Below are 24,397 nucleotides of genomic sequence, written 5' to 3'. Positions count from 1 at the left end.
TCCAAAATAGAATTCTGTTCTACGGCTCAAACGCGCTTTTTACCGATATGGATTTCCGGAACCGCCACATTTTCATAAACGATATCCTGATCCTCTCCGCACACCTCTGCAGGGTCTGCGTCGTCATCTCCTTTTAAGTGAATCTCCGGAACTGCCAAATTTTCATTTTCCACTTTGTATTTTGCCGCTTTTTCTTTTCTTTTTTCCCAAAACATCATTTCTCCCCCTTGCTTTACAGGAAATTGATAAACAGCGTAATGACAAGGCTGTTGATAAAATCCGCAAACAGGCTGCCCACAATCGGGATCAGCAGATATGCCTTTACAGACGGCACATATTTTTCACACACTGCCTGCATATTTGCCATCGCATTCGGTGTAGCCCCCATACCGAAACCGCAGGTACCGGAACAAATAACCGCCGCATCATAGTCTTTTCCCATGACGCGGAACACTACAAAATAAGTGTACAGAAACATCAAAAGCACCTGTCCTGACAGCAACAGGAGCATCGGCACAGCCAGCTCCGCCAGCTGCCACAGCTTCAGCGTAATCATCGCCAAACCAAGGAACATGGAAAGGCTGATACCACCGATGCCATTGATTTCCCCCATATAGATAGGAAATTTCCCAGTGTATTCACTCAGATTCCGCAGCACGGCGGCTACGATCATCGCGCCAATATAAATTGGAAATGTCATTCCTGTCATCGATAAAACCTGAGACAGTACCGTTCCGATTCCCATCGCCAGAACCAGCTGGAAAAATGCAGTTGGATACTGCTTTACATGGCGCTCATGTTTTTTATCTTCTTCCAGCAGAAGGCTGTCATCCTCGGGAATCGCCGTTTTCAAAAGATCGCGCTTTTCAACCAGCCGTTCGCCGAGCGGTCCGCCCATCACGCTGCCTGCCACCAGGCCAAACGTCGCTGCCGCCGTACAAACCGTCGTTGCCCCTGAAATCCCGAAGTCCTCCAGCACGGGACCAAACGCACCCGCCGTACCGTGTCCGCCCGTCATCGGAATCGAGCCGGTACACATGCCGACCAACGGATCGAGGTGCAAAAACTTCGCCAGGCCTACCGCAGTTCCGTTCTGCAGCACGATCAGACCGATTACCAGTCCCAGAAAGATAATCATGGATTTCCCGCCGCTTTTCAGAACCTTCAGATTTGCCTGAAAGCCTACCGAGGTAAAGAAAAACACCATGAATACTTCTTTTAAAATATCGTCAAATACAAACTCCGCAATTCCCGTCACATAGCAGATACATGTTGCCACTGCAAAAATAACGCCGCCGATTACCGGCGCAGGAATACAAAACCGCTCCAGCAGCCAGCACTTTTTTCTTAAATATCTTCCAAGCATCAGAGCAAGCACTGCAACTGCCATTGTCTGATACATATCCAGTTCAATTCTCACTCTTTTCTCCTCTGCTCTCATAATACCGCTCTGCACCTTTGTGGAACGGAACCGAAATTCCGGCTACAGCAGCGTCTGCGTCCGTAATCAGCTCCACCGGCAGCGCAAAATCCAGCTCCTGCTGTTCCTCAAATAAAAGCGCCGTCAGTTCCTCCACCACCTCTGCAGAAACGCTATCGCTCGCCAACAAGACCGCTTTTACGCCAACCGTCGAAACATCCTCTTCCTGTCCCGGATAGGTTCCCGCCGCAATGATGCAGCTGTCATAGACCGGATAGCTCTTTTTCAAACGTGCAGCAGCAGCGCCGTCTACATTCAGGAACCGGATTCCTGTCCGCTGCGCCAGATTCGCGATTGCAGCCGTCTGCGCTCCTGCCGTACAGAAAAATGCGTCGATCGAGCCATTTTCCAGCTCCTTTGCAGCCTCCGTGTAATTCAGGGAGACTTCCTCCACCAGCTTTTCATTCAGGCCGTATGCCGCCAGAATCTGCAACGCGTTCTGCTTCGTCCCGGACTCTTCCTCACCGACGCTGACCCTGTGTCCTTCCAGTTCTTCCACCGTCGAAATTTCAGAGTCTGCGCGTACAACAATCTGACAAGCTTCTTCATAAACGCCCGCTACAGCCCCGAATCCACGGATCGGCTCTGTTCCCTGAAACTGCCCGGTTCCGTTCCAGGCATCCTCCAGCAAATCCGCCTGACACAGCGCGAGCTGAATATAATTCTGGGATAAAAGCCGGAGGTTTGCAGCCGATCCGGCGGTCGTACGCACCTCAATCTCCCTGTTGTTCGTCTCGGATTCCAGCTTTGCAAACGCATCGGAAAATGCCTGATACGTTCCTCCAAGTCCCGCAGCACCCATTTTCAGCCGACCGCTGTCCCTGCCGCAGCTAGACAGCAGCAGAAGCGCCGCCAGAAAAATTCCAATTCTTTTTTTCATTCTGTCTCCATTCCTATGCCATCATTTCCACCAAACAATAGAATGCACGCTCTGCAAGCATTCTATTGTCATGAACAATAGAATACACGCTCTGCGAGCATTCTATTGTCATGAATCATAGCGGAAAGAGCCTGTAAAATCAAGCGTCAGTTCCTTTCTGCGAAATATCTGCAGATTTTTTCTCAGGAAACGGTAGATTTTTTCTTTCAATGCGTTATATAATTGTGGAAGAGTTTGTCGTGACGAATCCGTCACGATTTTTCAAGTAACTGCTACACTAAAGTTTACACAGGGAGTTTCTTATGAATATCGGTTTTGACAATCAAAAGTATCTGCAGATGCAGTCTGCCCATATCCGCGAACGAATTTCCATGTTCGGGGATAAATTGTATCTGGAATTTGGCGGCAAGCTGTTCGACGACTATCATGCGGCCAGAGTACTGCCCGGATTCGAGCCGGACAGTAAATTAAAAATGCTGCTCCAGTTAAAGGATCAGGCAGAAATCGTCATCGCGATCTCCGCCAGTGCGCTGGAAACCAACAAAACACGCCGTGATCTCGGTCTGACTTATGACCTCGAGGTGCTGCGTCTTACAGAAGCATTCCGCAATATCGGTCTTTACGTCGGAAGCGTTGTCATCACACAGTATGCCGGTCAGCCCGCTGCGGACCTGTTCCGCAAAAAGCTCGAAACCCTCGGCATCCGTTGCTATATCCACTATATTATTGAAGGTTATCCGACCAACGTGGAAAAAATCGTCAGCGAAGAAGGCTACGGCAAAAACGATTATATCGAAACCAGCCGTCCGCTCGTTGTCGTAACCGCACCCGGACCCGGCAGCGGCAAAATGGCTACCTGCCTTTCCCAGCTGTATCATGAGCATCTGCGCGGCGTCAACGCCGGCTACGCCAAGTTCGAGACATTCCCGATCTGGAACCTGCCGTTAAAGCACCCGGTCAACCTCGCCTATGAGGCTGCTACCGCTGATTTAAACGACGTCAACATGATCGACCCGTTCCATCTGGAAGCTTACGGCGTTACCACCGTCAACTACAACCGCGACGTTGAGATTTTCCCTGTTCTGAGCGCTATTTTTGAAGAAATCATGGGCGAATGTCCTTACAAGTCTCCTACGGACATGGGCGTCAACATGGCTGGCAACTGCATCATCGACGATGAGGCCTGCAAGGAAGCCTCCAGACAGGAAATCATCCGCCGTTATTACAACTGCTTATGCGACTTAAAGCGCGGAAACTCCACGCCCGCCGTTTTGTACAAGCTCGAGCTTCTGATGAAGCAGGCTGGAATTACTGTTGCAGACCGCAAGGTAATCGCTGCTGCCATGAACCGCGAAGAGGCTACCGGCGCTCCCGCCGCTGCCATCGAGCTTCCTGACGGCACTCTGGTGACCGGCAAGACCTCCGACCTGCTCGGCGCATCCGCAGCCTGCCTGCTCAATGCCTTAAAGATTCTTGCAGGCATCGATCATGAGATCCATCTGGTATCTCCGGATGCGATCCACCCGATCCAGACCCTCAAGATCAACTATCTGGGCAGCCAGAACCCCCGTCTTCATACGGACGAAATTCTGATCGCACTTTCCATCAGTGCTGCAACCAGCCCGGACGCTGCCCGCGCCCTGAATGCGGTTCCGCTCTTAAAAGGATGCGAGGTTCATTCCTCCGTCCTGCTTTCCTCTGTAGATGAGGGCATCTTCAAAAAGCTCGGCATGCATCTGACCTGCGAACCGAAAAATGAAGAGAAAGATGTAAAAAAACAGTAAACAGGATTTCCGGCGGAGTACAAATTCAACATTATTTTGCTCCGCCATGTTTATTATGTAAAAAATGGCACCCACTCTATCGTGGATGCCATTTTTTACAATTTTTCTTTTTACAGCTTCTTTTTATAATGTCCGATGACCGTCACGCCCTCGTTCATAACAATAAACGCATGCGGATCGTATTTGAGCACAATGTTTTTCAGCTGGCCGACCTCGTACTTGGACACGAGAATGTAAAGCATGTTCGACTTTTCATTCGTGTAAGCGCCCGTGCTTTCCAGACGAGTAATTCCTCTGTCCATCTTCTGCAGGATTTCCTGCTCCAGTTCCATGTCGTCCAGCTTCGTGATAATCCGCACCTCGACGTTAATGTTCTGTGAATGCTCGTGATCGACCGCAAACGCGCTGACCGCCGCGTAGATCAGAGAATAAATCACGGTGCTGACGTCAAACAGGAACAGGCAGATTCCGTAAAGTACAGCGTTCGTGATGATATTGACCTTGCCGACGCTGATATTTTTCTTCCATTTGATCAAAAGCAGCGCAATAATATCAGTTCCACCCAGCGATGCCCCCATCCGAAGCGCCGTTCCCATGCCGAAGCCGCACATCAGGGCACCGATCACCGTGCTGCCCAGAATGTCATTATGTAAAAGCGTCTCCGTCGGAATCGGGATAAACGACAAAAATATCGTCACCGCTGTCAGACAGCAAATCGTTTTTACGAAAAACTGTTTTCCAATATCTTTCATACCGAGTAGAAGCACCGGAATATTGATCGCATAATAAATCAGACCCGCGATATCAAAATTCTGAATCGGCAGATGCAGATAACTGACCAAAATCGTTCGTACAATCTGGGCAAAACCCATAATGCCTCCACTGTACAATCCTGCCGGTACGATAAACAAATTGACGCCCGCTGAATAAATTGCCGCGCCCCCGATTGCGATCGCCAGCCGTTTGGATTCTTCTGCAATTTCTCCTTCCAAACGCTGAAATTGTCCCCGTTTTTCTTCTTTTGTCTTTTCCATTCCTGTCCTCCTGCTTTTCCCTGCAGATTTTTATTGCACCAGGCAATCCCTGTATTCTTATGATGTCGGGGTCAAAAACCCCTACCTTGATGCCTGCGGATTATTCCGTGCTGTGCACTCCCACAACCCTGGCATCATTCTTATTTTACTATGTCTGCGTTTTAGATTCAACCGTTCCGTCACCGCGAATGGTGCGAGTGAACTGTACAGTTCATCCGCACCTGAACACTGCAATGCTCAGGTGCGAAATGAACCGCCGAAACGTTGTTTCCTGTCATACCGATAAAATTCCCTGAAACTGCGTTCGGACTACTTTTCGACGGCTTACGCCTCCTGGTCAACCCTACCCAGAAATGTCAGCAAATAGATGCCGCAAATTCCGACCAGCACATAAATAATCCGGCTGATCCACGTCATATCTCCAAAGATCAGCCGCACCAGATCCAGCCGGAACAATCCGATCAGTCCCCAGTTGACAGCTCCAATAAAGACGACGATCAACGCGATATAATCCAGTGTCTTGCTCATTTTTCAGCCTCCTTTCAGATAACATGGCAGGCATGACATAGTCATATAATGCAATGACATAGTCATGAAACGATCCTATCGTTTGAACTGTCTGCCAGCCATTTACAGCGTTTCCGGTTTCCGTCGATTTTATACGCAAATGGTACAAGTGAACTGTAATGAATTTTGTTACTGTTCACTCGCGCCATTCGCAAAAGCGCATCTTCGATGCTTCCCGCTGCTTTGCAGCTCTTTTTGCTCATAGAATGGCGCTCCCTTCGTACTCTTCTGAGTTCAGATTTTCGTGCAAGCACGGAATCTGAACTCAGAAGAGTACGAGTGAACTGTAACAAATTTTCTCTGCAAAAATACCTTGTCATCCGCTATCCGAAGGGATTATGATAAATGCGCAGCGCCCTTGGCGTATTCCTTATCATGAAAGGAGATTTTTTCCATGGAACAAATGTATATAACACGGCTGGAGCATGTTTGCTCCCGCTTAACCAAAATGGGACTGACTCAGATGATCGTCAGCGATCCTTTGAGCATCCGCTATCTGACCGGCGTATGGGTTGACCCTTACGAACGTCTCTATGCGCTGTACCTGCGCACTGACGGAAAGCATCGCTTTTTCTTAAATAATCTTTTTGTTGTCCCGGATATCGACATCCCGAAAACCTGGTTTTCCGATACAGACGACGGCGTTGCCGTTATCGCGGGGCTGGTGGACGGCAACGTAGACATGGGTATCGACAAAAACTGGCCCGCACGTTTCCTGCTCGCCCTGATGGAGCATCATCCCAATGTCCGCTATGTAAACGCATCCTCCTGCATCGACGGCGAGCGCGCAATCAAGGACGAATATGAGCGTCAGAAAATGCGCGAGGCGTCCCTTTTAAACGACGTCTGTATCGAAAAAGCTGCCGCCCACATCAAAGCAGGCATGACCGAGCTGGAATGCGCGGATTATATCCGCTCCCTCTATAAAGAAGCCGGATGTATAGAAAGCTTTTCCACCATAGTTTCGTTCGGTGCAAACGCTGCTGACCCGCACCACGAGCCTGACGACACCGTATTAAAGCCCGGCGACGGCATCGTTATCGATATGGGCTGTGAAAAAGAGGGCTACTGCTCCGATATGACCCGTACCTTTTTCTGCGAAACGGCCGATCCCGACTACGCTGCGATCCACGACCTCGTCCGCAACGCCAACGAAAAAGCGGAAAGCCTGATTCGTCCAGGCGTGCGTTTCTGCGATCTGGACAAGGCGGCGCGGGACGTGATCTCCGAAGCAGGATACGGCGAATATTTCACGCATCGTCTCGGACACTCCATCGGCATGCAGGCCCATGAAGCCGGCGACGTCAGCCAGGGCAATCCGGCAGAAGTTCAGGAGGGCATGACCTTCTCCATCGAACCCGGCGTCTATCTGCCCGGCAAATTTGGCGTTCGCGTAGAAGACCTCGTATTAGTCACTGCTGACGGCTGCGAGGTTTTAAACCACTCCGACAAACATTGGAAAGTCATTGGCTGACCTGCCGCCGCATTCTATTCTCTAAAAAATTTGTACACAACAATAGATGCACGCTCTGCGAGCATTCTATTGTCATGAATAAAAGGTCGCGCTGCGGGCATTCTATTGTTACGGGAAAAGGACAGACCATTTTGAACGTCTCACTTTCGGACAGTTCAAAATATCTGTCCATTTTTTTATTTTACGTTCTCATGTAAGCTATAAGTATGTTAGAATAGAAAAAAAACTGATTTTTGTCTATTTATAAACTTACAACCAGTCAAAGGAGCCGTTATGACGAAAAATGACATTACCCGCGGCCTGATCGATTTTGCAGTCAGCCAGTGCCTCAAAAATATAAAAGAAGATCCATACAGAAGTATCCGTCGTCTGGCTGACCTCGGACGTCAGTTTGCCAAGGGACGTTTTCAGGAAGAGCTTTTTTCCCTCTTCCAGAGATTGCTGCTCAACGAAGACGGTCCTTATTATGAAATGCTAAAGCAGCTGGTTTCTTCCGTCGATACCGACTCCCTCAAGACGCTCGGCATCAATATCGGCTATAATTCCTGGACCTGCGGCGCTTCCCGGCTCCGTCAGATTACCGCTGAAAAAGACTATCCGCACTGGCTTGCAGAGATCTCCCTTTCTCCGGAAAGCTCTGCCTCCCAGTTAAAAGAACAGCTCTCCGCCGCCCTGAAAAATGGTACCTACGCGTTCCGTCTCCATATGCCTGCCCAGAGCATTACCACAGACACCAGACAGCTTGGGCTTATCCGCGAATTTCCTGACTGCAGCTTTTTCCTCGACTTCATGGACACCGACTGCACCTACTCGGACGACCTTCTGGAACTCACCTGCAGCTGCGACAACCTCGCATTTCTGGTTCCGTTCGGCTCCCTGCAGAGTCGTCAGCTTGTCGACCTTTTGAACGCACGCCAGCGTATCTACGGTGTCTGCCGCACATACGACAATACAAACGCGGCTGAAAGGATCTCCGACTCACAGATTTCCGAGATGCTTTCCTGGGGCAGCCCTCTGCTCCTCTTTCTGGCTGCTGACGATACAACGCAGGATAACCGGCTTCTTGTCGACAATGCCATTTTAGACGCCCGCCTCCATCAGACGTATCCGGCGCTTCTCATTCATCTGGACGCTGACGTTGCCCGGATCCAGCAGCTTTTGTTATCGTCCCGGAAAAATCTGTGAAACAATAGAATGCACGCTCTGCGAGCATTCTATTGTCATGAACTATGAGAAACACGCTTCGCGAGTTTCTCAAGTTATCGCGGCAGTCGCCAAGGTCTCGTTCAAGCACGGACTTTGGCTCGTTGCTCGCGTAAATAAAATCTCGCTCCGCTGCTTTACGAAAGCGCAGATTTACTTTTCCATCAAAAAAGTGTATGCTCTGTTGGTTTTCCCAAGAAACCACAGTCCATACACTTTTCTTTTCCCATTTTTAAACTTTTTTATTCTGAAAAAGCGGAATCTCATTCTGCGTGCCGGCTTCCTCCGCAATGATTTTCCGGGCAAGACCCAGAGAAATATCATGTAAATCCTCTACAAACTCCTCCGGTGTAATCTTACTGCCCTCGCGCAGCCAGTAGACCAGTTCTCCCAAAACGCCCTCGCACAGAAAAGCAATATAGAACTCCTTTTTCCGCCCCTTTTCCACCAGATTCTGTGTCAGGAGCATCAAAACCGGACGAAGCATTCCACAGAAATATTCCCGGAAAGAATTCTGTCCTTCTACCTGAAGCGCGTTCTGATAAAACAGACGCTCCCTGTAAAAATGGCTACAGAGCGCTTCCAGCATATCCCACTCATTGCGGCAGCTGCTCCAGTCCATCCGCTCAATAAAATCCACATAAAAAATCCAGTTTACCAGGTCATATTTGTCCCGGAAATGATAATAAAAGCTTTTCCGGTTCATGCCGCAATCCTCGCAGATATCTCCTACGCTGATTTTGGAAAAAGGCTTTTTCTCCATCAGCTTCTTCATCGATACGGCCAGTGCATTTTTGGTAATGTTGGAATCCGCCATCTCAACCTCCGGATAAAAGCTGCATCAGTAACGGCAGCGCTTTAATAATGCGATACCTGTCGGGTACGGACCGGTATGGACACCGATCGTCGCACCTACATGAAAGACTTCAAACCGTTCGATCTCTCCTTCGTAGTCCTTAAATGCAGCCTTCACCTGTTCTTCAAATTTACGGAATTCTTCTTTGTCCAGGCCGCATTCCAGACCTATCCGGTATTCTTTTAAATCAATATGGTCCGCCTCGATATAAGCCTTCGCCTTATCAATCACAGACTGCAGCGATTTTTTTCTTCCTCTGCTGACACCTGCTGAGACCAGCTCTTTATTGACATATTCGATCATCGGCTTGATCTTTAAAACATTGCCGATTGTCGCCGCTGCTCTGCCAATTCTGCCGCCATGCTGCAGGTAATCCAGATCGTTCGTTGTAAAAAAGATTCTGCCGGTCGGACGGATCTCTTCCAGAAGCTTCACCGTTTCCTTCAGATCCAGCTCCGCTCCGCGCAGTCTGCAGGCTTCCTCAACAAACATCCCCTGTAATGCCGTCACTTCTTCCGAATCCACAACCTCGATCTGTGCTTCCGGATAGTCCTCCAGAATCTGGTTTTTCGCATTCATCGCCGACTGAATAGAACCGGAAAATGCTGCATTTAAGCAGATGCACAGAACCGGTACACCATCTTTTACATACTTTTCAAACACATCGACATAATCCTGAACCGAAGGCATCGAAGTCTTGGGGAATGTTCCTGCCCGATCCGCCATCATCTGGTAGAAATCCTCTACGCTGATATCGACGCCCTCTTTCATATAGTTTTCTTCTTCAAAAGAAACATAAAACGGAACAATATCAACTCCCAGTTCCTGCGCACGCTCTTTCGGCAGATCACAGGAGCTGTCGCTCACAATCTGAAATTTCATTTTTCCTTCTCTTTTCTTGCTTTTCTTCGAAAACGACTTATCTCTTGTAGTCAGTCAAACCGTCTTTTAAAATCTCTGCCAGCTGCGCAGGAGTCATCGTCTTGTTCTTCATCTGCTCGATTTCTTCCGCTTTTACACCGATCAGCTGCACCAGCTGTACCTTGCCGAAGGAAGATTCCACCGTTCCAATGTCGTCCTCCTTGGTGATAAATCCGGTAATCGCAGATTTCGATGCGGCATCCAGACCTCTCTGCTGCCCCATCGCCAGGAACTGCCCGGGCGTGAACTGATGTCCGTTGTTGACCGTGATGCCCGCAATCATCTGAAGCAGGCTACATATATGACGAACCTCCAGAGCAGGATTTTCCAGTCCTTCTTTTTTCAGCTTCAGCGTCAGCTCAAACCCGTATCCGCTCCGCTCCGGGTTGCCGTTCTGCTTCTCGTACAGTTCAGAAAGACCATAGGTTACAAAATGGAAATAGTCCCCGCCGTTATAAACGCTGATCCCGTCCAGCGGTCCCATTTCATCCGGCTTGTAGCTCGCATAGCAGCCGAAATGCGCAGGAATCTTCTGATCCGGATAACGCTTTTCAAAGCACGCGGTAATCGCATCCCAGCCGGGCGCTTCTTTATAAATAATCTCTTCCGGCTCGCTCTGCAGCATATGCCCCGGATGTACCTTGCCGATCACGCGCTCTGCGACCTTGATTGCCGCCTGTCTCGCATTTTCTTCCCCGGCGCTGACCTTTTCCACACTGCCGACCTTCGGCACCGCGATATCTGCAACAGTTACTGCAAAGCACTCTCGACCAACACAGTCTACATAATAGAAACGATCTCCGCGGTGCACCGTACCGCACACCACATGGCACCCCATCACTACGCTGCCGTCTTTTAACAGAAAGAGATTTTCAATAATTGCCTGAGAAAATTCCTCCTCCCCTGCATTCCGATCCTGAAACTCCATCGGTATTTCCCCCTTTTATCAATATTCCCGTGTATCCAGATACTTCATATAGTTGACGACCATCATCGCAATCTTAAAGGTCATCGCGTCCTCAAAGGTTCTGATATCCAGCCCTGTCGCTTTCTGCAGCTTTTCAATTCTGTATACAAGCGTATTTCTGTGGATGAAGAGCTGTCTGCTCGTCTCGGACACATTTAAGTTGTTCTCGAAAAATTTGTTGATCGTCGTCAGCGTCTCTTCGTCCAGATCGTAAACCTGATTGCCACCGAAAATCTCTTCGATGAAAATCCGACACAGATTGACGGGCAGCTGGTAGATCAGACGTCCGATTCCCAGCGTAGAATATGCGATGACATTTTTTTCCGCATAGAAAATTCTGCCAACATCCATCGCCATCGTCGCTTCTTTATAAGATTTGGAAACCTCTCTCAGCTCCTGCACGACCGTGCCGTAGGAAACGCGCACCTTGAGCATCGCTTCGCTGTTCATCATATCGACGATCGTATTCGCGATCAACTCCAGGGATTCCGGGGAAGCATCGCGCTCCACCGCTTTGATCAGGATGATATTCTTTTCATCCACTGCGGTAATATAGTCACCGTTCTGGCTGCTGAACAGACTCCTCAACAGCTCCATGCCGCTGCTGTCTTTTTCCAGTCTCGTCTCAACCAGATAAACGATTCTCGGTCCCTCTACTTCAATATGAAGCTTCTGTGCCCGGTTATAGATATCTACCAGAAGTAAGTTATCCAAAATCAGGTTCTGGAAGAAATTGTTCCGGTCAAACCGTTCCTTATAAGCAATGATCAGATTCTGAATCTGGCTGACTGCAATCTTGCCGACCATATATGCATCATCATTGTTGCTGCGCGACGCCAGAACATATGCCACCTCGCTATCGTCCAGCACCTTCAGAAAGTGATATCCGCCGACCACCTGGCTATCTGCCGGAGATGCGGCAAATCCCGTAATAATTTCACGGGGAATTTCAATATCCTCAGTCGTTGCAGCCACCTTTATGCCATCCAGGTCGAACACATAAATATCGACCTTGGTAATTGCTTTCAATTCATCGATACTCGTCTGAATGATCTGATTTGAAATCATATCCGTTCCTCTCATTCTGCATTTTCGTCAAAAGTCACAAACTTCTTATCAATTATAATAAAACATCGGCATTTTTTGTGCAAGTTTTTTTTGTTCCGACGGATCGTTGCAGCCTTCTGCCCATCCTTTTTCCATCGTCGGTTCACCCTTTTCCGCCGACTTCCAGCTTTACTCCGAAAGTCCTTTCAGGCTTTCCAGAAGATCCAGATCCTCCTGCTGCACTTTGATGTTCGCCATCATCGGTTCCTCACCCGGACGCTGCAGGGAAATTTCGATTATCGTTCCCGGCTCGATCGGTCTGGAAAGGGCCGCTTTACAAAAAGCGCTGAATTTGGGATGATTTTTTGTAAACGCAGCCTTTGCACTCATTAGTTTTAAAATTGCGGAAGGGTTCATTTGTTTCTCCTTTTCGACTTGTTCTTTTTCCTGCTATTCATTATAATGTAGCAGGGCATTGCTGTCTACACAGCTTTCCCAAAATCACGGAGGATTCTGATGAAAAAAACAAATTACCATACACACACGAAACGCTGTATGCACGCCGAGGGTACGGAAGCAGATTATGTAAAAACCGCCCTGGATGCAGGCCTTGACGTCCTCGGCTTCAGCGACCACGGTCCGTTTCCGGACAACCGCTTCGACTCCCGCATGCCCTATGCCGACCTCGACGAATATCTTGCATGTATGGATGCACTGCGCCCGACCGTTCCCTTCCCGATCCTGAAAGGATTGGAAATTGAATACTGCCCTGACAGCCGCGATTATTATTCCTTTTTATTAAAAGAAAAAAAGCTGGATTATCTGCTGCTGGGTCAGCATTATTACCAGGAGGATGACGGTTCCTACGTTCATGTCTTCTCAATTCCTGAAAAAATCGGTACGCGCGGATATATCAAATATGCCCATTCCGTCAAAGAAGCGCTGGAAACCGGATGCTTCCCGATTCTCGCTCATCCCGATGTATTTTTCAACAATCCCTATTCCTGGGATGACAACTGCGAGGAGGCCTGTAATATCATCCTAAACGCCGCCGTCCAGACCGGAGCTGTTTTGGAATTAAATGCCAACGGCATCCGAAAAGGCATCCAATCCTTAGGAAACGACCACCGCTGGCCTTATCCATACGCTGACTTCTGGAAAAAAGTCGCCAAAACTTCCATTCCCGTCCTGATCGGCTCCGACTGCCATGATCCTGCCTTCATGTGGGATTCCTGCGTCGAGGAAGCCTACCGGATCGCTGCCGAGTGGAACCTGAGTGATAACCTGACGGATACATTCTAAAACGATACAGTTCTCACGCGCCATTCGCAATACAATAGAATGTACGCTTCGCGAACATTCTATTGTCATGAACCGCATCTTCGATGCTTTCCGCTGCTTCGCAGCTCCTTTTGCTCATAAAAAGGCACGAGTGAACTGTAGAATTCAAAAAGAGCCATTGCATTTCGCAATGGCTCTTTTCTATGCTCTTGATTAGTTGGTGATAACCTGCTCGGTCTCTTTGTCGAATACGTGGATCTTCTCAACATCGAATGCAAATCTAACAGTGTCGCCAGGTCTTGCATTGGAACGAGGATCTACTCTTGCGGTCATCGGGAACTCGCCCAGATCGAAGTACAGGAATACTTCAGCACCAAGCAGTTCGTAAACCTTGATAGTAGAAGAGAATACGCATTTAGCGGTCTCAATGAACATCTCGGAATCGTAAACGTCTTCAGGACGGATACCCATAACAACAGTCTTTCCGTTGTAACCGCCATCAATCAGCTTCTTAGCCTTTGCAGGAGGAAGCGGGATGGACTGACCAGCTACTTCCAGAGTTACTGCAGTGCCGTTGATTCTTACAACTGCATCCAGGAAGTTCATCTGAGGAGATCCCATGAATCCTGCTACGAACAGGTTCTGAGGCTTCTCATACAGGTTCTGAGGAGTATCTACCTGCTGGATAACGCCGTCTTTCATAACTACGATTCTGGTACCCAGTGTCATAGCCTCGGTCTGGTCATGTGTTACATAGATGATGGTGGTGCCCAGTCTCTGATGCAGCTTAGCGATCTCGATACGCATCTGTACACGCAGCTTAGCATCCAGGTTGGACAGAGGCTCGTCCATCAGGAATACCTTAGGGTTACGAACGATAGCACGTCCCATAGCAACACGCTGTCTCTGACCACCGGACAGAGCCTTCGGCTTACGATCAAGCAGCTGAGTCAGATCCAGGATCTTTGCAGCTTCTTTTACCATCTTGTCGATTTCGTCCTTCGGAACTTTTCTTAATTTCAGACCGAATGCCATGTTATCATATACGGTCATATGAGGATACAGAGCGTAGTTCTGGAATACCATCGCGATATCTCTGTCCTTAGGCTCTACATCGTTAACCACTCTGTCACCGATCTTCAGTTCACCGGAAGAGATATCTTCCAGACCAGCGATCATACGAAGGGTAGTGGACTTACCACAACCTGAAGGGCCTACGAAAATGATAAACTCTTTATCTGCGATCTCGAGGTTGAAGTTTTTAACAGCCTCAAAACCATTGGGGTACACTTTGCAAATGTTCTTTAAAGATAAGCTTGCCATTATTTTGCCTCCCTGAAAATTTAATCTCGAGCTTTCTCGATTGAATCTAGATCTAGTATACCGAAAATGCCCGATTTTGGCTATACCAGTATTCCACAAACTTTTTGGAGATGCTTGTGGAATCTGCCAAAAAAGATTTTAACTCCAAAAGTTCATCAGCGTTTTGAACAAAACGTATCGTTTCTATCTATGCACTTTGCCAAAGCACTGTCTGGTTAAATCTGATTTTCGGTTTCAACAGCATCTGTTTCTGTCTTGTTTTCTGCGGATTCTGCTGTTTTTGCCGCTGCTTCCGCTTCCAGTGCCGCCTGCTTTGCCTGTTCTTCCTCTACGATAAAGGACAGGGGAGCCAGGTTCTCGCCATCCTGTACCTGTTCTTCCGGCTCAAAGCGTTTGAAGATCCCGACATACAGCAGACTGCTGAAATATGCGACTGCAGGGACTCCAAGAAGGAACAGAAACGGCAGAGCCTGGATCGTTACCAGTAATAAAGCAACCGGAATCAGATGGATGATCACGATCAGGACGCTCTTAGGCAGGTTCATAAAGCTGATCAGGAACGCGTTCCGGAAGGTATTTTTTACAGTGTTGTCAAATCTGGACAAAACCGGGAAAATATAAAGGCCGGTCAGCAGCAGGAGGAAGGATACGATAAACAGCACCGTTTTCATGATCTTTGCACTGCTTCCTGTCATCATCACCAGCGTGACTCTCCAGTCCACTGCGATAATCGCAATCACAACAAGCATAATCAGCCAGATGATCGTCGCCTGCTTAAAATTCTCTTTAAAGGACTTAAAATATCCTTTTATGATATACGGGTCATCCCCTCTCGCCATTTTGATCGTCACATAATACAGTGCCGTAATCGCCGCCCCTGCCGTAAAAATCGGAATACAGCAGATGATTGTCAGCACGTTCAGGATCATCAGGTTGGCAACCTTGCTCAAAAAGACCATGACCGGGCTGTCCAGGTTAAAAAGCTTCATTCATACATTCCTCTCTTCTCTTGTTGTCAAAATTTATCAAAAACCGTTCGTGCGGTTTTAGATCATTTTTTAGCTGTCTATATCAGGAAAATCTGGCGTCAGTTTTCCCCTTTCTGGAAAACATGGTTCAGGAAATCGATCACGCTCTGCTTCAGGTCCTGCCAGAAATGCTGCGCTGTGTTAGCTGCAATCGCTTTGGCAGTCTCCATCACAGTCTCTTTTGCAGGTTCGATCAGCTGTTCCTGAATCGTCTCGCCGAGAGGACCTGCAAGCTGCTCCTGCAGCGCATCCGAAAGGTTTTCTACCAGCGTATCACCGTAGCTTTCATACATTTTCTGTGCAAGCGCAATGACCGTCTCATGGTTTAAGCCGATCCCGTTTAACTGCTGCAGCGCGGAAGCAAGCGTCGTTCTCGTGCTCTCGTCAAGGGAAACGCCGAACTCTTTTTCTCCCTCGCTGATCGCAGCTTTGATATCCTCTGCGTTATCCAGCTCGCCTGCGTCCCACTTTTCTTTTACAAAATCCAGCAGCTTTGCAAAATCCTCATCGCTGATGGATTTGGCGGGCTCTGTCTCTGTCTGCGGCTGTTCCTGCATCTGCGCACTCTCCGCCGTCTGTCCCGGCGCTGCACAGACCGGTACAGCGATGCTGGATACTGCAATCGCCGTCGATAACATCATTGCTGCAATCCCTGTTTTCTTCATATTCTCCTCGCATTCTGCCGCTTAAGCGACAAATGAAACCTAAAACTGCATTTTCTAAAAACTCTGTCCAGCCACCCGGGCTGTATTTAAAATCCATTTTAAAAGGTCTGCATCCACCTCTTCCCGGCCGATTTCATTGACCAGCTCGTGACGCATACCAGGATATAATTTGCATTCTACCTGTGTCATCCCGCTGTTTTGAAAGCTTTCTACAACCTCCAGAACCGCTTTGCCATAGCTGCCGACCGGATCCTCCTGTCCTGCGACAAACAGAACCGGAAGCTCTTTGGGAATTTTATGAATGCTTTCCGGGTCGTGAAGCCTGCCGATCAGTTCAAACAGCGTCTCAAACCCGTTGACTGTAAAGACGAAGCCGCACTGCGGATCGTCCAGGTATTTTTGAACCTCTTTTTTGTCCCGGGACAGCCAATCCATGCTTCCAACGCCGTCTGTAATCTTTTTCTGATAGCTTCCAAATGCCATTTTGTCCAACAGACGGCTCACATGCGTATCCCCTAAAAAAGCCTTCTGAAGCTTCGTCACTGCTTTGGCTGCATTTAAAACCGCCTTCGGCTGCATACCGGTTCCCATCACGATCGCTCCGTCAATTCCGCTGCCGTAACGGCTCAGGTAATTGCGGAGGATGAAAGACCCCATGCTATGTCCCAATAACAGATACGGAACACCGGGGTACTGCTCCTGCACCATTTTTTTGAGACGATGAACATCCCGAACTACCACCGTCGCCGGATCATGCGCGCAGAAATAGCCGTAGATCCCGTTTTCCCCGACGCTCTTTCCGTGTCCCAGATGATCCTCCCCGGTCACCAGAATCCCCTGCCTGGTCAGTACGGAGGCCAGACGCTCATATCGTTCGATATATTCCGCCATACCGTGCACGATCTGCAGGATACAGACCGGTTTACCCTCCGGTATCCATTTTACTGCATGAATCTTCGTTTTACCATCTCTTGACAGGAAAAAAATTTCTTCTTTTTTCATATCCCGTTCCCCCGTTTCGTTTTCCCCTCTTTTTCCGGAAACAGTCGCATGCCTCCGTTTACAGACAGAGCCGCAGCAAGAAAAATCCTGCTGCTTTTTCACAGCAAATTCTCTTCTGCGGCCCTCACATTTTTATATTAACATTATATAAAGTTCCGGTCAACTCTAACCGTCAGCAGATCTCTGCTCCGGCAGGCATATTTTTCTCCGGTGTTACCAGCGCAAGATTGCCTTCGGCATCCTCTGCACACAGCAGCATGCCTTCCGACAGAACACCGGCGAGCTTTGCAGGCTTTAAGTTCACTAAAACCATAACCTTTTTGCCTACCATCTCTTCTGCCGTGTAATGTGCGCGGATTCCGGAAACGATCTGTTTTACTTCTTTCCCGATTTTTACCTGGGAGCAGAGAAGCTTTTTAGACTTCGGAACCGGTTCGCATTTGATGATTTCGCCAACCGCGAACTGCATCTTTTCGAAATCTTCAAAGGTGATCTCCGGCTTTTTCGTCAGCTCCATCACGTCCTCTTCTTTTTCTTCCTCAGCCTCTTCCGCCAGTGCCTTACGCGCCTCAAACATCACTGCTGCCTTTTCCAGAACTTCCTTTACATCCAGTCTTGCGAACAGGATTTCCGGTTTCTCTGTAACTTTGCTGCCGGATATATAGCCGCCGAAGGTCGTGCATTCTTCGAAGCTGCGCAGAGAAGTATTGAGCTGGGCTGCGATCTTTTCCGCAGTGCCCGGCATATAAGGCTCCAGCAGGGACGCACCGATTACAATGCTCTCTGTCAGGTTATACAATACGGTAGCAAGACGGTCTGCTTTTGCAGGGTCTTTTGCCAGCACCCACGGTTCTGTCTCGTCGATATATTTGTTGCAGCGCTTGAACAGCGTAAAAATATCGGTGATCGCGTCTGCGACTCTCCAGCCTTCCATCTTTGCCGCAACCTTATCGTAGGTTCCGGTTACAACTGCTTTCAGATCCTCATCAACTGCCTCTGCTGCGCCCTTATCCGCTACAACGCCGCCGAAATACTTGTTGCTCATGGAAATCGTACGATTTACCAGGTTGCCCAGCGTATTGGCGAGATCGGAATTTAACCGTTCCACCATCAGCTCCCAGCTGATTACGCCATCATTTTCAAACGGCATCTCATGCAGTACGAAATAGCGGACTGCGTCCACGCCGAAGAAATCTACCAGATCATCCGCATACAGCACGTTTCCTTTGGATTTGCTCATCTTGCCATCACCCTGCAGCAGCCAGGGATGACCAAATACCTGCTTGGGCAGGGGCTCATTCAATGCCATCAGGAAAATCGGCCAGTAAATTGTATGGAAGCGGATGATATCTTTTCCGATCAGATGCAGATCAGCCGGCCAGAGCTTTTTATACTGCTCGCTGCTGTTGCCTTCCGCATCGTAGCCGATACCGGTAATATAGTTGGTCAGCGCATCCAGCCATACATAAACAACGTGTTTCTCATCGAAATCAACCGGGATACCCCATTTGAAAGAGGTTCTGGAAACGCACAGATCCTGCAGTCCGGGAAGCAGGAAATTGTTCATCATCTCGTTTTTGCGGGATACCGGCTGGATAAATTCCGGATGGCTGTTGATATGGTCGATCAGGCGCTGCGCATATTTGCTCATTCTGAAGAAATATGCTTCTTCCTTTGCAGGTTTCACTTCTCTGCCGCAGTCCGGACATTTTCCGTCCTTTAACTGGGACTGTGTCCAGAAGGATTCACATGGCGTACAATACATTCCTTCATAAGAGCCTTTGTAAATATCGCCCTGATCATACAGGCGCTTGAAAATTTTCTGTACCTGTTTTTCGTGATCCGGTTCTGTCGTACGGATGAACTTGTCATAAGAAGTACCCATCAGATCCCAGATTCTCTTGATTTCTGCGGAAGCCTTATCTACGTATTCCTGAGGTGTTACGCCCGCTTCCGCTGCCTTTAATTCAATTTTCTGTCCATGCTCGTCTGTTCCGGTCTGGAAAAAGACATCATATCCGTCTTTTCTCTTAAACCGCGCGATGCTGTCTGCCAGAACTGCTTCATAGGTATTGCCGATATGCGGTTTGCCCGATGCATACGCAATGGCAGTTGTCATGTAAAATTTTCCTTTGCTCATGCTTCCTCCTTAATGTCGCAACAATAGAATGCACGCTCTGCGAGCATTCTATTGTCATGAATAAAAAATCGCCTCCTCATTGCAGCTAAAAAGCCACAACAAGAAGGCGAATCGTTCGCGGTACCACTTCTGTTCATATACTTCTCACAAAGTATATCTTATCGGGTGCTGCGCCGTTTGGTGCAAGACCCTTCCGCTATAACAGGCGGACCTGTCGCAGCCTTACCTCTCCGGTTCGGTGCGCCGCTCGGGAGCCATGTTCCATCCGCTTCTTCCCGACTTCTCTCAGCTTCCTGCCGCCTGTATCGGGCTGCATTCAAAAGTCCTCTCTGTAAAGCTTCCCCGGATGTACTCTCTCCGTCTTTGCATTCTCTTTTTCAATATCCGGCTGCCGCCACATCTGACCGCAGCTTCATATGCTTACAGTAGCACAAAAGGCCTGGCCTGTCAACGGCTGGCTCACAGCTTTAACCCCTTCAGCAGGTCGCCCAGCGAGGTTCCGACCGCCTCATTCGAGCTGTACTCTGCCGCCTGTTTTTCTTCCAGCTCGTCCGGCTCTGCGTTCTCGGCTGCAGCCTTGATGCTCAGGCTGATCCGGTTGTCCTTCGTATTTAAAACAACTGCCCGCACGGTATCCCCGACTGTCAGCACCTCTGAAGGCTTTTTCAGACGCTTCTGGCTGATCTGGGAAATGTGTACCAAACCACTTAATCCATCGCCAAGATCCACAAATGCACCGTATGGCATCAGACTTTCCACGCGTCCCTCTACAACTGTACCAGGCACGATCATGGAAATTTTATGGTTCAGGCGCTCCGCTTCCTTTTCTTTCAGGACATCCTTTGCGGACAACACAAGCTTCTGGCGGTCTGAATCCACCGTAATCACGCGCACTTCCAGCGTTTTCCCGACAAACTCCGTCGTATCCTCCACATAATCCAGTGCCAGCTGGGACGCCGGGATAAATCCGCGGATTCCTTCCACATAAGCAGTTACGCCCTGATTGACGCTTTCGCTTACCTTTATCTTGAGAATCGTCTTTTCTTCCTGATACTGTTTGAGTCTGTCCCAGCCGAGTGTCTCTGCTGCTTCTACGCAGGACATCTGGATATTGCCGGCTCCATCGTCTCTTTTGACAACAGTTCCTTCCAGCGTATCTCCGACATGGATATCCGCCAGCACGGAAAACGACGGATCCTTGCTCAAATCCTCTGTTTTAATAACCGCAGGCGCATAGTAACCGAGATCCAGCGTTACGCCGGTTTCCCGCACGTCGATAACGGTTCCGGAAATCACATCCCCCTCCCGGATTGTACGGAAAGAAGCTTCCAGCTCCCTTGCATAATCCGCCATCGTCTCTGTCGTTGTGCTGTTTTCTGCATCCGCAATTCCCTTTTTTTCTTCTGACATCGTTCTCCTCCTTACCGGGCAGACAATTTCATGCCGCCTCGTTCCTTTTCTGAATTTTAGCACGTTTTTTATAGAAATTCCATCCCGGCTTCCGCGATTTTGCAGCGAATGTACCTACAGGGTTACTGTTCACACGCGCCATTTGTAAAATCCCATCTTCGATGCTTTCCTGCGAATCATTTGACAAGACCACTGTATCGCGTTAAACTGATATCGCATTTTATCCTACTAACTTAGGAGGTTACTATTTTTATGAAACGAAAAGCGCTATGGGCTGCTGTTCCCTACACAGTCCCCGTCATGCTCGGCTATCTTTTTCTCGGCGCAGCGTTCGGCGTCCTGATCGCCGAAAACGGTTTTTCCGTCCTCTGGGCGTTCCTCATGAGTACGTTTATCTACGCCGGTTCGATGCAGTTTGCCGCCATCAGCCTGATGACCTCTGCATTTTCTCCGGTTTCTGCTTTTTTGCTGACGCTCATGGTAAATGCAAGGCATCTGTTCTACGGTCTTTCCATGTTAAAACCGTTTGAACGCATGGGAAAACGCAAGCCCTATATGATTTTTTCCCTGACAGATGAAACCTACTCTCTTCTCTGCGGAGTCAGCGCCCCGGAAGGAATTGATCCGGACTGGTTTCTGTTCTTTATCTCGCTGCTCGATCAACTCTACTGGATCATCGGATCCTGTATCGGCGCTGCTGCCGGCAGCTTCCTGCCTTTTGATTCCACAGGCATTGACTTTGCCATGACAGCACTGTTTCTGGTAATTTTTGTCGAACAATGGGAAAAAGCACACTCCAGGCTTCCCGCCCTGCTCGGTCTTGGCATCACGCTGATCAGTTTGATCGTCGTTGGCTCTGACCGTTTCCTGCTCTTTTCCATGGCTGGCATTTTAGCCGCACTTTTGTTATTTCGAAAGGAGATTTCCAAATGACCATACAGACTCCCCTGCAGCTTGTGATCACAATCGGCATTATCGCGCTCGGCACTTTTCTGATCCGCGCCCTTCCGTTTTTCCTGTTTCCCGCCGGAAAAGAAACGCCGCGCGTTGTTGCCTACCTCGGCGCAGCGCTCCCGAGCGCTTCGATCGCAATGCTCGTCGTTTACTGTTTTAAAAATGTCTCTGTATTTTCCGGTTCTCATGGACTGCCGGAGCTCTTCAGTGCCGTGTTCGTCATTGTCGTCCACAAATGGAGGCACAACCTGCTGCTCTCCATCGTCGGCGGCACGGTTTTATACATGCTGCTCGTGCAGCTCGTTTTTCCGGTACCCGCGTAAGTTCTGTAAAAAAAAATGTGCCTTGGCACATTCTTGCGCCGAGTGCGCATCCTCGTAAAGCATTTATTATCGTATGGAAACGAAGTTTCCTATACGATAAAGAAGCCGCCGCGCGACACATTCTGCCAGCGCAGCGGCTTCTTTCTTTTTAAAAATTGTATTCTCTTCTGCCGGCGTAGGTCTGCCATTTTTCAGGCGTTTTTGTCTCCATCCAGTCCAGCGGCACTGCTACCGGGTGCGGCTGTGATGCCTTCCGGTATGCTTCTTTTAACTCTTCCTTCTGACTCTCGTTCAGAAATCCCGGTTTTACCGATACAAAAAACGGCGTCCCGCTTTCTGCAAGCACTTCCATCCACTGTCGGTTCTTGTTCCAGTCAATATGCTCTGTGATTCCGACGCAGTCTGCATCCGCCCCGTAAAACGTCCCCTGCTGCAGCATCCGGAATGCCAGCGTGTTGATGCCCATTTTCCGGGTCCTTTCCCATTCTACACCGCTTGTATCGTCTCCGGTACGATTTCCCTGCATCAGCCCTGCGCCCAGATGTCCGATACAGTTGCAGCCAAGAATCAGGACGTCCTGACGATCCTCGCGTTTTGCTGCTTCATGAATGACTTCATAAAAACGAACGATCAGTTCTGCCGTGGTTTTTGTATCGTCATGGAAGCGCCAACTGCCAGCCGTCAGCCTGGTTCCCATCTCAACTCCCCAGTAACCAAAGATATCATAGGTCGAAAAATCGTGTTTGATCAGCTCATAGCCCCAGTCTCCAAGCTGTCTGATATCCTGTGCGATATGTTCCAGAACCTCTGGTACAGAAATATCGAACACCTCTGCATTGCGCTCCAGCCTCCACTCTGCCGGAATATCCGCAGAATGATCGTACAGCGGTCTAAACCAGATGCCGGGGCGCACATTTTTTGCCCTCATCTGCGCAGCGAGCTCTCCCATGTCCCCGTAATCCGCATTGCCAACCCGCCAGGGACCTCCGTTATAAGAATCGCTGTGATCGATCTGCCAGCCGTCATCCATCACCATAAACGGGCGGTTTTCGATGCCCTCCGTCATCTCCGCAAGATATGCGCTGTCTTCGAGAATTTCCCTTGCAGAGCTTTTTCCATAGGCATAGTACCAGTTGTTCCCGCCGTAAATTACAGTATCTCTACAGTCGGGATCGTCGCACATCTCGCTGCAAAACGCCCTGCAGGCTTCAAATACTTCTACCGGCGTATCGGCTTCTTCCAGCACATAGGACGCCATAACGACCCTTGCAGCTTCCAGCTTCCGTCCGCCAAGCTTCACGCCATACGTACCGCAGCGTACGTCCAGATGCAGCTTTACATCCGCACCGTCCTTTTCCCACCAGCACATGGCAGATGGACGCACCTTTACACCAAATGCCAGGCATTTTCCCGCTTCATGCCGGAAAAAGTACCACGGCATTCCGATATGATCTGCTTCCTTTTTCCATTCCAGATCACCGTAACCGCGTTCCCAGGTGTCCCCGAGCACCTCGCCCGCCCCGCCAAATATAGCTTTCCAGGTAAGCACAAGCTCCCGAACCGGTGTGTTCTGTGCCTGCACGAATACCGCAAGGCTGCCGTCGGCTTCCGCAAACTCCACTGTAACGTCACCTGCTCTGAAAGCAGCTGCATCGGGCGCGGTCTCCTGCTCCGTCTGCGCACTGCCTGTCATCAGCCTGATCTCATCCGGCTGTCTCAGTAGGTTTCTTTTCTCTTCTGTTTTCATTATCCTTTCCCCTCTTGTTAGCCTTTCCCAGATTATTCTATTCTTTTCAGAATCTCCTGTTCCAGAATCACCTGATCGCCCTCCTCGATCTGCTGTTCATACAGATAGTGATCCTTTTGCCGGAGCAGACGGAGCTGTCCGTTTTCATCCTCCAATTCAACAAGCACGGTCGGCCAAACGCCCTCCGGACGCTCTTCACAGCCGTAATCATCCTCCCGGATGCTCCGAACCCGGTATCTATGCCGACACTCAGCTTCAAGTTCCGTCATCTGCTCCATTTCTCCCTTCATTCTAACATGTCTTTTTTATTC

25 protein-coding genes are annotated in these 24,397 nt (G+C 49.1%); 6 read left to right on the top strand and 19 right to left on the bottom strand.

Annotation, left to right across the window (positions count from 1 at the left end):
- Positions 1–26 precede the first annotated feature (26 nt).
- From OCV62_RS07230 to OCV62_RS07220, 3 genes are read right to left on the bottom strand one after another with little or no spacing between them, the layout of a single operon-like run.
- On the bottom strand, positions 27–218 hold the full coding sequence (locus tag OCV62_RS07230) for a hypothetical protein (RefSeq protein ID WP_147342718.1): 192 nt from the start codon (positions 216–218) through the stop codon (positions 27–29).
- A gap of 14 nt (positions 219–232) precedes the next feature.
- Positions 233–1,420, bottom strand: coding sequence for a sodium/glutamate symporter (gltS, locus tag OCV62_RS07225; RefSeq protein WP_262585757.1), 1,188 nt, complete (start codon positions 1,418–1,420; stop codon positions 233–235).
- Positions 1,410–2,360, bottom strand: a complete 951-nt coding sequence (locus OCV62_RS07220) for a TAXI family TRAP transporter solute-binding subunit (RefSeq protein WP_262585756.1) — start codon at positions 2,358–2,360, stop codon at positions 1,410–1,412. The genes gltS and OCV62_RS07220 overlap by 11 nt, the downstream gene beginning before the upstream one ends.
- 302 nt (positions 2,361–2,662) lie before the next feature.
- Between OCV62_RS07220 and OCV62_RS07215 the strand changes: the two genes are divergently transcribed.
- Complete coding sequence (locus OCV62_RS07215; RefSeq protein ID WP_021914675.1) at positions 2,663–4,144, top strand: DUF1846 domain-containing protein; 1,482 nt, start codon at positions 2,663–2,665, stop codon at positions 4,142–4,144.
- Between the two features lie 110 nt (positions 4,145–4,254).
- On the opposite strand, the gene OCV62_RS07210 is transcribed toward OCV62_RS07215, so the two are convergent.
- The 3 genes from OCV62_RS07210 to OCV62_RS07200 all read right to left on the bottom strand — a co-directional run bounded on the left by OCV62_RS07210 (position 4,255) and on the right by OCV62_RS07200 (position 5,948).
- Positions 4,255–5,178 (bottom strand): YitT family protein, encoded by a 924-nt coding sequence (locus tag OCV62_RS07210; protein WP_021914674.1) that lies wholly within the window; start codon positions 5,176–5,178, stop codon positions 4,255–4,257.
- Between the two features lie 324 nt (positions 5,179–5,502).
- Positions 5,503–5,706, bottom strand: a complete 204-nt coding sequence (locus OCV62_RS07205) for a DUF378 domain-containing protein (protein ID WP_021914673.1) — start codon at positions 5,704–5,706, stop codon at positions 5,503–5,505.
- A gap of 62 nt (positions 5,707–5,768) precedes the next feature.
- Positions 5,769–5,948 (bottom strand): hypothetical protein, encoded by a 180-nt coding sequence (locus tag OCV62_RS07200; protein WP_262585755.1) that lies wholly within the window; start codon positions 5,946–5,948, stop codon positions 5,769–5,771.
- Positions 5,949–6,139: 191 nt separating this feature from the next.
- Between OCV62_RS07200 and OCV62_RS07195 the strand changes: the two genes are divergently transcribed.
- Positions 6,140–7,219 (top strand): M24 family metallopeptidase, encoded by a 1,080-nt coding sequence (locus OCV62_RS07195; protein ID WP_330667285.1) that lies wholly within the window; start codon positions 6,140–6,142, stop codon positions 7,217–7,219.
- 273 nt (positions 7,220–7,492) lie between these two features.
- A complete protein-coding gene (locus OCV62_RS07190; RefSeq protein WP_262585754.1) occupies positions 7,493–8,404 on the top strand; it encodes a hypothetical protein in 912 nt (303 codons plus the stop codon).
- Positions 8,405–8,654: 250 nt separating this feature from the next.
- Here the strand turns inward: OCV62_RS07190 and OCV62_RS07185 are convergent, their stop codons facing one another.
- The 5 genes from OCV62_RS07185 to OCV62_RS07165 form a co-directional block, all read right to left on the bottom strand.
- Positions 8,655–9,239, bottom strand: coding sequence for a TetR/AcrR family transcriptional regulator C-terminal domain-containing protein (locus tag OCV62_RS07185; RefSeq protein ID WP_262585753.1), 585 nt, complete (start codon positions 9,237–9,239; stop codon positions 8,655–8,657).
- 24 nt (positions 9,240–9,263) lie between these two features.
- Positions 9,264–10,160, bottom strand: a complete 897-nt coding sequence (locus tag OCV62_RS07180; protein ID WP_118497061.1) for a DegV family protein — start codon at positions 10,158–10,160, stop codon at positions 9,264–9,266.
- Positions 10,161–10,197: 37 nt separating this feature from the next.
- Positions 10,198–11,127, bottom strand: coding sequence for a suppressor of fused domain protein (locus OCV62_RS07175; protein WP_262585752.1), 930 nt, complete (start codon positions 11,125–11,127; stop codon positions 10,198–10,200).
- An 18-nt stretch (positions 11,128–11,145) separates the two neighbouring features.
- Positions 11,146–12,234 (bottom strand): PucR family transcriptional regulator, encoded by a 1,089-nt coding sequence (locus OCV62_RS07170; protein ID WP_262585751.1) that lies wholly within the window; start codon positions 12,232–12,234, stop codon positions 11,146–11,148.
- A gap of 168 nt (positions 12,235–12,402) precedes the next feature.
- On the bottom strand, positions 12,403–12,630 hold the full coding sequence (locus OCV62_RS07165; protein WP_021914666.1) for a hypothetical protein: 228 nt from the start codon (positions 12,628–12,630) through the stop codon (positions 12,403–12,405).
- Between the two features lie 99 nt (positions 12,631–12,729).
- Between OCV62_RS07165 and OCV62_RS07160 the strand changes: the two genes are divergently transcribed.
- Positions 12,730–13,515 (top strand): histidinol-phosphatase, encoded by a 786-nt coding sequence (locus OCV62_RS07160; protein ID WP_262585749.1) that lies wholly within the window; start codon positions 12,730–12,732, stop codon positions 13,513–13,515.
- Between the two features lie 192 nt (positions 13,516–13,707).
- Here the strand turns inward: OCV62_RS07160 and OCV62_RS07155 are convergent, their stop codons facing one another.
- From OCV62_RS07155 to OCV62_RS07130, 6 genes are all read right to left on the bottom strand, one after another.
- Complete coding sequence (locus OCV62_RS07155) at positions 13,708–14,817, bottom strand: ABC transporter ATP-binding protein (protein WP_117962151.1); 1,110 nt, start codon at positions 14,815–14,817, stop codon at positions 13,708–13,710.
- Positions 14,818–15,032: 215 nt separating this feature from the next.
- Positions 15,033–15,806 carry a YesL family protein gene (locus OCV62_RS07150; protein ID WP_021915217.1) on the bottom strand — a complete coding sequence of 258 codons (774 nt, stop codon included), beginning with the start codon at positions 15,804–15,806 and terminating at the stop codon, positions 15,033–15,035.
- 98 nt (positions 15,807–15,904) lie between these two features.
- Positions 15,905–16,510, bottom strand: a complete 606-nt coding sequence (locus OCV62_RS07145; RefSeq protein WP_262585748.1) for a DUF1002 domain-containing protein — start codon at positions 16,508–16,510, stop codon at positions 15,905–15,907.
- A 54-nt stretch (positions 16,511–16,564) separates the two neighbouring features.
- On the bottom strand, positions 16,565–17,512 hold the full coding sequence (locus tag OCV62_RS07140; RefSeq protein ID WP_262585747.1) for an alpha/beta fold hydrolase: 948 nt from the start codon (positions 17,510–17,512) through the stop codon (positions 16,565–16,567).
- Positions 17,513–17,684: 172 nt separating this feature from the next.
- On the bottom strand, positions 17,685–19,652 hold the full coding sequence (metG, locus tag OCV62_RS07135) for a methionine--tRNA ligase (protein ID WP_262585746.1): 1,968 nt from the start codon (positions 19,650–19,652) through the stop codon (positions 17,685–17,687).
- 459 nt (positions 19,653–20,111) lie between these two features.
- Positions 20,112–21,062 (bottom strand): S1 RNA-binding domain-containing protein, encoded by a 951-nt coding sequence (locus OCV62_RS07130; RefSeq protein ID WP_262585744.1) that lies wholly within the window; start codon positions 21,060–21,062, stop codon positions 20,112–20,114.
- A 252-nt stretch (positions 21,063–21,314) separates the two neighbouring features.
- Here OCV62_RS07130 and OCV62_RS07125 point away from each other — a divergent pair, with 252 nt between their 5' ends.
- Together OCV62_RS07125 and OCV62_RS07120 are read left to right on the top strand one after the other, a co-directional pair.
- Positions 21,315–21,995 carry an AzlC family ABC transporter permease gene (locus tag OCV62_RS07125; protein WP_262585743.1) on the top strand — a complete coding sequence of 227 codons (681 nt, stop codon included), beginning with the start codon at positions 21,315–21,317 and terminating at the stop codon, positions 21,993–21,995.
- Complete coding sequence (locus tag OCV62_RS07120) at positions 21,992–22,339, top strand: branched-chain amino acid transporter permease (protein WP_262585741.1); 348 nt, start codon at positions 21,992–21,994, stop codon at positions 22,337–22,339. The genes OCV62_RS07125 and OCV62_RS07120 overlap by 4 nt, the downstream gene beginning before the upstream one ends.
- 148 nt (positions 22,340–22,487) lie before the next feature.
- Here OCV62_RS07120 and OCV62_RS07115 read toward each other — a convergent pair whose 3' ends face one another.
- A complete protein-coding gene (locus OCV62_RS07115; protein ID WP_262585740.1) occupies positions 22,488–24,086 on the bottom strand; it encodes an alpha-amylase family protein in 1,599 nt (532 codons plus the stop codon).
- Between the two features lie 32 nt (positions 24,087–24,118).
- Entirely contained in the window at positions 24,119–24,376 is a 258-nt protein-coding gene (locus OCV62_RS07110) for a hypothetical protein (protein ID WP_118763362.1), read from the bottom strand.
- Positions 24,377–24,397 lie beyond the last annotated feature (21 nt).

The organism is Gallintestinimicrobium propionicum (assembly GCF_025567525.1).
GTDB lineage: Bacteria > Bacillota > Clostridia > Lachnospirales > Lachnospiraceae > Gallintestinimicrobium > Gallintestinimicrobium propionicum.
This window is presented reverse-complemented; position numbering and strand designations above follow the sequence as displayed.

What these genes read in the sequence shown, in the direction of transcription:
- OCV62_RS07230 (WP_147342718.1), bottom strand. Translation starts at nt 218, where the DNA reads ATGATGTTTTGGGAAAAAAGAAAAGAAAAAGCGGCAAAATACAAAGTG.
- OCV62_RS07220 (WP_262585756.1), bottom strand. Translation starts at nt 2,360, where the DNA reads ATGAAAAAAAGAATTGGAATTTTTCTGGCGGCGCTTCTGCTGCTGTCT.
- OCV62_RS07215 (WP_021914675.1), top strand. Translation starts at nt 2,663, where the DNA reads ATGAATATCGGTTTTGACAATCAAAAGTATCTGCAGATGCAGTCTGCC.
- OCV62_RS07210 (WP_021914674.1), bottom strand. Translation starts at nt 5,178, where the DNA reads ATGGAAAAGACAAAAGAAGAAAAACGGGGACAATTTCAGCGTTTGGAA.
- OCV62_RS07205 (WP_021914673.1), bottom strand. Translation starts at nt 5,706, where the DNA reads ATGAGCAAGACACTGGATTATATCGCGTTGATCGTCGTCTTTATTGGA.
- OCV62_RS07200 (WP_262585755.1), bottom strand. Translation starts at nt 5,948, where the DNA reads ATGAGCAAAAAGAGCTGCAAAGCAGCGGGAAGCATCGAAGATGCGCTT.
- OCV62_RS07195 (WP_330667285.1), top strand. Translation starts at nt 6,140, where the DNA reads ATGGAACAAATGTATATAACACGGCTGGAGCATGTTTGCTCCCGCTTA.
- OCV62_RS07190 (WP_262585754.1), top strand. Translation starts at nt 7,493, where the DNA reads ATGACGAAAAATGACATTACCCGCGGCCTGATCGATTTTGCAGTCAGC.
- OCV62_RS07185 (WP_262585753.1), bottom strand. Translation starts at nt 9,239, where the DNA reads ATGGCGGATTCCAACATTACCAAAAATGCACTGGCCGTATCGATGAAG.
- OCV62_RS07180 (WP_118497061.1), bottom strand. Translation starts at nt 10,160, where the DNA reads ATGAAATTTCAGATTGTGAGCGACAGCTCCTGTGATCTGCCGAAAGAG.
- OCV62_RS07175 (WP_262585752.1), bottom strand. Translation starts at nt 11,127, where the DNA reads ATGGAGTTTCAGGATCGGAATGCAGGGGAGGAGGAATTTTCTCAGGCA.
- OCV62_RS07170 (WP_262585751.1), bottom strand. Translation starts at nt 12,234, where the DNA reads ATGATTTCAAATCAGATCATTCAGACGAGTATCGATGAATTGAAAGCA.
- OCV62_RS07165 (WP_021914666.1), bottom strand. Translation starts at nt 12,630, where the DNA reads ATGAACCCTTCCGCAATTTTAAAACTAATGAGTGCAAAGGCTGCGTTT.
- OCV62_RS07160 (WP_262585749.1), top strand. Translation starts at nt 12,730, where the DNA reads ATGAAAAAAACAAATTACCATACACACACGAAACGCTGTATGCACGCC.
- OCV62_RS07155 (WP_117962151.1), bottom strand. Translation starts at nt 14,817, where the DNA reads ATGGCAAGCTTATCTTTAAAGAACATTTGCAAAGTGTACCCCAATGGT.
- OCV62_RS07150 (WP_021915217.1), bottom strand. Translation starts at nt 15,806, where the DNA reads ATGAAGCTTTTTAACCTGGACAGCCCGGTCATGGTCTTTTTGAGCAAG.
- OCV62_RS07145 (WP_262585748.1), bottom strand. Translation starts at nt 16,510, where the DNA reads ATGAAGAAAACAGGGATTGCAGCAATGATGTTATCGACGGCGATTGCA.
- OCV62_RS07140 (WP_262585747.1), bottom strand. Translation starts at nt 17,512, where the DNA reads ATGAAAAAAGAAGAAATTTTTTTCCTGTCAAGAGATGGTAAAACGAAG.
- metG (WP_262585746.1), bottom strand. Translation starts at nt 19,652, where the DNA reads ATGAGCAAAGGAAAATTTTACATGACAACTGCCATTGCGTATGCATCG.
- OCV62_RS07130 (WP_262585744.1), bottom strand. Translation starts at nt 21,062, where the DNA reads ATGTCAGAAGAAAAAAAGGGAATTGCGGATGCAGAAAACAGCACAACG.
- OCV62_RS07125 (WP_262585743.1), top strand. Translation starts at nt 21,315, where the DNA reads ATGAAACGAAAAGCGCTATGGGCTGCTGTTCCCTACACAGTCCCCGTC.
- OCV62_RS07120 (WP_262585741.1), top strand. Translation starts at nt 21,992, where the DNA reads ATGACCATACAGACTCCCCTGCAGCTTGTGATCACAATCGGCATTATC.
- OCV62_RS07115 (WP_262585740.1), bottom strand. Translation starts at nt 24,086, where the DNA reads ATGAAAACAGAAGAGAAAAGAAACCTACTGAGACAGCCGGATGAGATC.
- OCV62_RS07110 (WP_118763362.1), bottom strand. Translation starts at nt 24,376, where the DNA reads ATGAAGGGAGAAATGGAGCAGATGACGGAACTTGAAGCTGAGTGTCGG.